Annotated in this window: 4 protein-coding genes; 1 reads left to right on the top strand and 3 read right to left on the bottom strand. The window is 61.0% G+C overall.

Features of this window, described 5'->3' with window-relative positions; all coding sequences use genetic code 11:
* Together JJE47_17845 and JJE47_17840 are read right to left on the bottom strand one after the other, a co-directional pair.
* The coding region (locus tag JJE47_17845) for a xanthine dehydrogenase family protein molybdopterin-binding subunit (GenBank protein ID MBK5269289.1) at positions 1-737 on the bottom strand (737 nt) is incomplete at its 3' end.
* 58 nt (positions 738-795) lie between these two features.
* Positions 796-1,683 (bottom strand): NAD(P)-dependent oxidoreductase, encoded by an 888-nt coding sequence (locus JJE47_17840; GenBank protein ID MBK5269288.1) that lies wholly within the window; start codon positions 1,681-1,683, stop codon positions 796-798.
* Positions 1,684-1,909: 226 nt separating this feature from the next.
* Between JJE47_17840 and JJE47_17835 the strand changes: the two genes are divergently transcribed.
* Positions 1,910-7,528 carry a protein kinase gene (locus JJE47_17835; GenBank protein MBK5269287.1) on the top strand — a complete coding sequence of 1,873 codons (5,619 nt, stop codon included), beginning with the start codon at positions 1,910-1,912 and terminating at the stop codon, positions 7,526-7,528.
* Here JJE47_17835 and JJE47_17830 read toward each other — a convergent pair.
* Positions 7,525-8,187: molybdopterin-dependent oxidoreductase (locus tag JJE47_17830; GenBank protein MBK5269286.1), on the bottom strand; the 663-nt coding region annotated here is incomplete at its 5' end. The genes JJE47_17835 and JJE47_17830 overlap by 4 nt on opposite strands.

The following is an 8,187-nucleotide window of genomic DNA, read 5'->3' as shown; positions in this document are numbered from 1 at the left end:
GGCCCGAACCCTCCCCCGACGTCCGGAGCGATCACACGGACCTTGTCACCTTCGAGTCCTAGAAACTCGACGAGATGGGTACGAAGCGGAAAGGGCGACTGAGTCGATGACCACACAACCAGTTCACCGAAGGCATCATCGACAACCGCCACAACCCCGCGCGGTTCCATGGATGCGCACGCTCCGCGATGCTGATGGACGTGCACGTCGATGACGTTGCTGGCCACCTCGAAAGCTGCGTCGATATCGCCATACTTGGCGTGCATGGTGGCGACCAGATTCGAATCAAGATCACTGTGCGCCATCGGCGTTCCGTCGTCAAGCGCCGTAAGGTGTCCAACGACCACAGGTAACGGGTCATATTCGACAAATACCAGTTCGGCCGCGTCCACCGCCTGACGGCGGGATTCGGCAACGACCGCCACCACCGCCTCCCCGACATAGGCCACCTCGTCGAGCGCCAGGGCGAACCCTTGCTTCGAACCAGCCACAGCCGGAGCCGGGAACAAGTTCGGCATACGATCCGTCAGACCGAGATCGGTCCCTGAATACACACCCAGAACCCCCGGCATCGTGCGAGCTTCGTCGGCCTCTATTCCAACAATGCGGGCGTGGGCCTCCGGGGAGCGAACAAAAACCACGAAGTGCGTGTCGGGGCGGTTGATGTCGTCGACATACTGTCCCTGGCCTTGAATCAGGCGCGGATCTTCGAGCCTCCGCAGCGGTGCACCGATCACTGAACGTCGTCCGGGACCGCGCCGACGACTGCCAATTTCGACTTGGGCGGACCGTCGCTCATCTGGTGATGCCAGATCGCTTCTCGAGGAATCGAAGGAGCGCAGCCGCATCAAGGTCGCCTAGTCCTTCTGCGCTTGACTCGCGGTAGATCTCCAGAGATGTATCCAGCAGCGGCGTCACCGCACCTTTTGACTCGGCGAACGCTTTGATGATCGTGGCATCCTTGAGAATGATGTCGAGCCGGGCTGCGGGGGGGTCGTAGTGATCAGCGACCATCATCGGACCACGAATATCAAAGATCTTCGATGCGCCGACTCCGTCGGACATAACCGTCTGGACCAGGGCCGGGTCCATCCCGGCAGCCAGGCCGAGAACATGGGCTTCGGCGGTTGACAAGTTGTGGATGGCGACCAACAAGTTGGCAATGTATTTCATGATCGATCCGTTGCCGAATTCGCCAAGGTGATAACTGGACCTTCCGATCACATCGAAGATCGACTTGGCCCGGTCGTAGCCCTCTTTCGAACCTGAGGCGAAGACCACCAGCGACGCATCGGCGGCCTGCAGTCCGGTACCGGATAGGGGCACATCCATGAGTTCGACTCCCGCCGCGGCGAGCACGTCAAATGCGGCATGTTTGGCCTCAAGGGGGAAGGTTCCCGTATCGATGCAGAGCAGGTTGGCGTGGGCGGCGCCCGCCACTTCGGCAGCGACCGACTCAAGAATCGGGACCTTGGGCAACGAGAAGACAACAATCCCACTCGCCCTGGCCACATCACCGGGCGAGGCCTCGGCAATGCCGCCACGGGAGATGAACGTTTCCATGCGACCCGGATCAGGGTCGTATCCATGAACCTCGCGGCCGGCTGCCAGGAGATGTTTTGTCATCTCCGAGCCCATCACCCCGATCCCCACATACCCAATGACGTCGGCTGAATCTGGCATGAGGACCCTCTCCAAGATGCGTTAACGCCCCCACCGGGGCTGAGATTGCATCATATACGATTCGTGCCGACCGGCGTCCCTCGTTCCCCCCGGTTTGTTGACCGAAATCGGCTAAGAATCCGCATGGCGACCTGAAGTTACGGAAGCATCGGCGACGCCTCAAGTTTTTCTCAAGCCCCGTCCTGTACGTTTCTGCCAGGTTGATGCGTAATGAGAGGAGGGGACGATGGCAGTCGAAGCGGCATCGTTCGAATCGACGGCGTATGGTTCCAAAATGAGGTTCCGGGTACTCGGCCCTCTCGTTGCCGAGTCCGACGGGACCGCAGTCGGACTAGGTGGGCCCAAGCAACGGGCGGTGTTGGGGATGCTGCTCGCCGCCGCGGGCAAACCGGTCTCGGTTGACACTCTGACCGATGGCATCTGGGGCCATGAACCACCCGGGAATGTGGCCGGTTCCATCCACTCGTATGTCTCCCACCTCAGGGCTGCCATCGGCGGCGGCATCGAGCGGGTGGGGACCGCCTATCGGATCGACCTGCAATCAAACGATCTCGACTCATCGGCCTTCGAGACCATGGCCAACGAAGGTCGCGGCCTCATCGCCGCCAACCCGACCAAGGCTGCCGAGACGTTGCGGACCGCACTCTCGCTGTGGCATGGGCGCCCCTACGGCGACCTTGACAATATCCCGGGCCTCGATGCCGAAGTTCGACGACTCGAAGACCTCAGGATGCAAGCAGTCGAAGCCCGTATCGATGCCGACCTCGCCATCGGACGCCATGATGCGGTTATCGGCGAACTCGAAGCCCTCGCTACCGAGCATCCACTTCGTGAGGGTTTTCGGGCCCGCCACATGCTGGCTCTGTATCGAGCGGGCCGCCAGGCCGAAGCCTTGCGGGCGTATCAAAAGACCCGTGACGTGCTGGTTGCCGAGCTGGGTGTAGATCCGTCGCCGGAACTCCAGAAACTAGAAGAACGAATCCTTGCTCATGATCCCGGCCTGTCCTCACCCCAGGATGTCGTGACCCAGGAAGTGGCCTTGCTATTCACCGACCTCGAGGGGTCCACGGTCATGTGGGAAACACGACCCGAGCAGATGCGCGATGCCCTCACCCGCCATGACGAGTTCCTAACCGACGCCATCGAGGCGGCCGACGGCCGCATTTTCAAACACACCGGTGACGGAGTCCTTGCCGTATTCGCCGATGTCCCCGCCGCAGCAGGGGCGGCCATCGCCATTCAGCGGTCCATGCACGGATTCGACTGGGGCATCCTCGGCGAGCTAAAGGTCCGGGTCGGGATCGATCGTGGCGAAGTAGAGGCTCGAGGCGGCGATTTCTTTGGTCCGCCAGTCAACCGGGTCGCCCGACTCATGTCGGCCGCTCATGGCGGCCAAATCGTTCTATCGGCGACGGCGAACGAATCTCTACGAAGTGAAGCAGGTATCCAGGTCCTGAACCTTGGTGAGCACCGGTTCAGGGGACTTGGGGCACCACAACAGGTCTACCAGTTGGTCGCCGATGGACTGCCGTCGCAGTTCGCAACACTCCGGGTCGACGCAGCATCGCCGGACACCCACCGTCAGTTCGGCGATGCGATCCGGGGTTACGAGATCCGCGAACGTATCGGGGCAGGTCGTTTTGGCATCGTCTACCGGGCCTACCAACCGTCTGTAGGACGAGAGGTCGCTGTCAAGGTCGTGCGTCCCGAGTTCGCCAATCATCCCGAGTTCGTTCGCCGATTCGAGGGCGAAGCTCGCCTGGTCGCCAAGCTCGAGCATCCGCACATTGTCTCCCTCTATGACTTTTGGAGAGACCACGAAGGCGCCTACCTGGTCATGCCGTATCTCGCAGGCAGAAGCCTGGCCGGTTCACCGTTCGGGGCGCTTCCGATCGAACGGGTCCTTCCCATTCTGCGACAAGTCGGGTCGGCACTCGCCTACGCCCACCGCCAGGGGGTTATCCATCGTGACATCAAACCGGCCAATATCTTGTTGGACGGAGAAGGAAACGCCTATCTGGCCGATTTCGGAATGGCCATCCGCGCCGTCGAGCGAGCCGCGGGTTTGCTCCCCAGCTCGCAGGTCTACCGGGCGCCCGAGGATCGCGACGGGCAGGCGCTGGACGCTCGCACCGACGTGTACTCGCTGGGCTCGGTAGCGATCGAACTGTTGACCGGGGCCGAACCAAATGCTGATTCGTTCCGGTTCATGTCCGAACCGCTCGCCGCGGTTCTCGAGGCAGCCATAGCTGCCGACCGGGAACAACGCCCGACTTCGGTTGATGACTTCCTAGCCCGCATCGAGGCTGCGGTTGGTGATTCGATTGCATCGGCGCCACCCCTGGCACAGATGTCGATCCGGAACCCGTACAAGGGTCTGTCCGCCTTCGATGTCAACGACGCCCGGGATTTCTTTGGTCGTGACGACGAGATCAACCAACTTGTCACCCTGATCGCCACACACCGCCTCGTGACGGTCGTAGGTCCTTCGGGGTCCGGCAAGTCGTCATTGGTGCGAGCCGGACTCCTGCCTGCCCTGGCCCGGGGTGCCGTGGGCGGATCCGAAATGTGGCTGACGGCAACCACCGTGCCGGGTGGTCACCCGTTCGATGAACTGGCCACGGTCCTCGGGGAACTCGCCACCGAACCGATGGGAGACCTTGCCGCCGAGTTACGAACCGACGACCACGGCTTGATGCGCATCGTCAAGCGTCTCCTCCAGGGTTTGGAGGGTGATCTCGTCCTGGTCATCGACCAGTTCGAGGAGTTGTACACCCTCGTCGCTGACGAGACCATTCGCCGGGCCTTTACCCAATCGCTGGTGGCCGCGGTCACCGATCCAAAGTCCCGCCTGCGGGTGGTGACCACCATGCGGGCCGACTTCTTCGATCGGCCACTGTCGGATGACCTGCTCGCCGAACACGTATCGAGTGCGTTACTGGCGGTGGGTGTGCCGAGCGCCGCCGCCCTAACCCAGGCCATCGAGCGTCCCGCGCTCGGCGCCGGACTCAGAATCGATCCCGGACTCGCCCCGCGCATCGTCGCTGATGTCCAGGATACCCCTGGCGCGCTGCCGCTCATGCAGTTCGTGCTGACCGACCTGGCCCAGCGATCGACCGATGGCCATATCCGTCTCGGTGCTTACGACGAGAGCGGTGGCGTCGTGGGAGCGATCGGCCGACGAGCGTCGGAAACATACGATGAGCTGTCAGCCTCCGAGAAGATCGTCGCCGAGCAGGTATTCCTCCGCCTGGTGACCGTGTCCGACGAAGCCGACGATGTGCGCCGACGGGTCCGACGGTTGGAGCTGGAAACGCTCGGCCTCGACCGAACCGACCTCGACGCGGTCCTTGACGGGTTCGGATCAGCCCGCCTGCTGACTTTCGACCGTGACCCGATCACTCGCGGACCGACCGTGGAAGTTGCCCACGAGGCCCTGTTGAGGGAATGGCCCCTGTTCCGGGATTGGGTCGGAGAGAGGCGCGACGCCCTCATCATCCAGCGACGTTTCACGACCGCGCTCGACGAGTGGAATGCCGGGAACCAGACCGAAGATCTCCTCCCGACCGGCGGTCGCCTCGCCCAGTTCGAAGAATGGGCCGCCGATCCCCTGGTACGTCTGTCCGAAAACGAGTACCGCTTCCTCGAATCGTCGATTGCCCTGCGCGACCGCGACACGGCCGAGCGCCGCCGCCGCCGCAAAATGATCATGTCCGGCTTCGCCGCCGCGTCGGTACTAGCTTCAGCATTGGCTCTCGCCGCCTGGGTTCAGGGAAACCATGCGAAGAACCAAGCGCTAGTCGCTGATGCACAACGTCTCGTCCTTGAAGCCGGAAAGGTCCTCGAATTCGACCCCGAGCTAAGCAGCCTCATCGCGTTGGAAGCGATCGGCGGCTTTCAACGCGCCGGGGTCGAAATATCCGGAGGGGCAGTTTCTGCGCTACGGGCAGCTATCGCAGCTGACCGCGTTGTCCTCCGGATCCCCGGCGGAGGGTTCGTCGACGCCGATTCAACGGGAAAACTTCTGGCGACCTCTGATGGCGAAAGCGGCGTCGACGTAGTTCGACTTGCCGATCGACAGGTGATTGAGCATTACGCAAGCCAAGGCGGGCGTGCGACCTCGGTCCTCTTCAGCGCGGACGGAAAATACCTGGCCATTATGGAGGAAAACACTGTGCCGCCGGTGACACTCTGGGACCGATCAACTCACGAATCTGTTCGAATTGGGACAACAGCAAATATGTCGCTCTCTCCGCCGATGGACTTCAGTCCAGATGGTGAGCTTATTGCATTTGACACCGATGAGTCAGTGGAGGTGTGGACGGTTCAACATCCGGAGCTCGTCTACCTTCCAAAGCGGCCCGCCGGGGGGCCGTCTTTTGGAACTAATGGGTTACTCGCCTACGCATATGGTTTCGAAGATGACAAGGACTTCGGGTTGGAGATCGTCGAACCTGGTGATTGGACCGTCGAGTTCACCCAAGCAATGGACTTCCAGCCGAACTTCGCCAGATGGTCCCCAGACCAGTCCCTGATTGCGCTGGCCAACCAACAGATATCAGTTGTAGTTGACTCATCGACGGGTGATGAAATTTCGAGAACGGCATCCGATCGATCGTTTAGGCCCGCGTGGCTCCCGTCCGGCGAGAACTATGTGACAGGCGGCGAGTCGGTGTTACGGGTTCAAGAAGCGGGCACTGGAGCCACCGTTCTAGAACTCCTGGGTGGCGGTGGATCATGGAGCTACGTACCGATACCAGGGACCGGACTGCTGGCAAGCGCAGAGTTCCTGGGGGTGGAGACGGTTGTCTACGACACATCCTCGGAATCCGGGTTCGAGATCTACGGTTGGAGCACGGGATCCGACATGAACGATTCTGTCACGTATTCCAACGGCGCTGACCTCGTCGTGACCGGCCCATCCGGGGCTTCATTGCTGGCGTCGGATACGGGGACGACGATCGTTGAAACGGTCCGCTTGGAGGACGCTGAATTCGGCCCCAGGACCAACGGTTCCGGAGATGTCCTGTCACTCCGAAGGGATGACGGCACATGGGAGGTTCGCAATGTTGACGACGGGAAAACAATATATGAGGCCCCGGGTGGCTGGATGATCATAAACGTCAATTGGGACGGCTCCCAGGCCTTGGTCATGTTCGAGGACTCTGACTCATGTCGGGTCCAGATCGTTTCGACCGCGGACGACTTTGCAACGAGCGACTTGCCGGCGGGTTGCCTTTACAACGCGACATTCAGCCGCAGCGGCAAAATGGTCGCTACATACAACAACGGAGACCGAGACCGACCATTCTTATCTTTCTTTGATTCGCACACCGGGGAACTGCTCGGGTTCATCGATCAGATCAACATGGAAGGGATTGCTGGCGACTTCACTATTGATGAGAGACAGTTCCTTTTGGGCAGCGGAAATGGCCCTCTTTACGTGATAGACCTCGAGAAACTCTTCGCGGGCGTTCCAACGGCCGAAGCCATAGCTAGGAAGATTCCTGCCCATGACACTCTCATACTGATGGTCAAAGCATCGCCCGACGGAAAGAGAGTCGCAAGCTCGGCATGGACGGAACCCGTCCGAATCTGGGACATTGAGACCGGGGTTCTAGTTACCGAAATTGGCGACAGACTCAGCGCTGGTCTCTACGACGCGACATTCCATCCGACGAGACCAGAATTTGCAGTTCTGTGGCCACCGAACCAAGTCCGTGTATATACCTCGGACACGGACCAACTGATCGAGATCGCCAAATCGCAGCTGAGTCGAGAAATGACCGATGAAGAGTGCACGCAGTACTTCCAAGGTCCTTGCCCTGTCGGAGGGTCTGGTTAGGGGTTCTTCGAAGCCGACTGGATGGCTTGCCAGACGTTGAAGGGTTTTAGGGGCATGTCGATGTGGGTTACTCCGAGCGGCCGCAACGCATCGAGAACCGCGTTGACGATCGCCGGCGGGGCACCGATGCAGCCGGCCTCACCACTGCCTTTGACACCTAGCGGATTCGACGGGGCGGGGGTGAACACCCTGCCGAAGACGAGGGGTGGAATGTCGGTGGCATGCGGAATCGAGTAATCCATCAGGGTGGCCGACTGCAGCTGGCCTCCTTCGTCGTACCGAACTTCTTCGTACATTGCCTGACCGAGGCCCTGGACCAGGGAGCCCTGGGTCTGGCCCTCGACGATCATCGGATTGAGTACGTTTCCGCAGTCGTCAACCGCCACCAGTCGGAGAATCTGAATCTCTCCGGTTTCGGGATTCACCTCGGCAACTGCCGCATAGACCCCGTTCGGAAACGTCTGGGCGCCCGGTGAGTAGAACTCCTCCTCCGCCAGCTGCACATTCTCCAGCTCGGCAGCCGCGGCCACCTCTGCGAGACTTACCCCCATCCCCGGCACTCCGACCACCCGGAACACGCCTCGTTCGATAATGAGATCCTCCGGCGACGCTTCCAGCATCGAGGCGGCCCGCTTCTTGGCCTGGTCGAACACGGCGTG

It is taken from the genome of Acidimicrobiia bacterium, assembly GCA_016650365.1.
GTDB lineage: Bacteria > Actinomycetota > Acidimicrobiia > Spongiisociales > JAENVV01 > JAENVV01.
The sequence above is the reverse complement of the archived record's forward strand: the minus strand, read 5'-3'. Positions and strand labels throughout refer to the sequence as shown.

Excerpts from the sequence above, each read along its gene's own strand:
- JJE47_17840 (MBK5269288.1), bottom strand. The coding sequence starts at position 1,683 with ATGCCAGATTCAGCCGACGTCATTGGGTATGTGGGGATCGGGGTGATG.
- JJE47_17835 (MBK5269287.1), top strand. The coding sequence starts at position 1,910 with ATGGCAGTCGAAGCGGCATCGTTCGAATCGACGGCGTATGGTTCCAAA.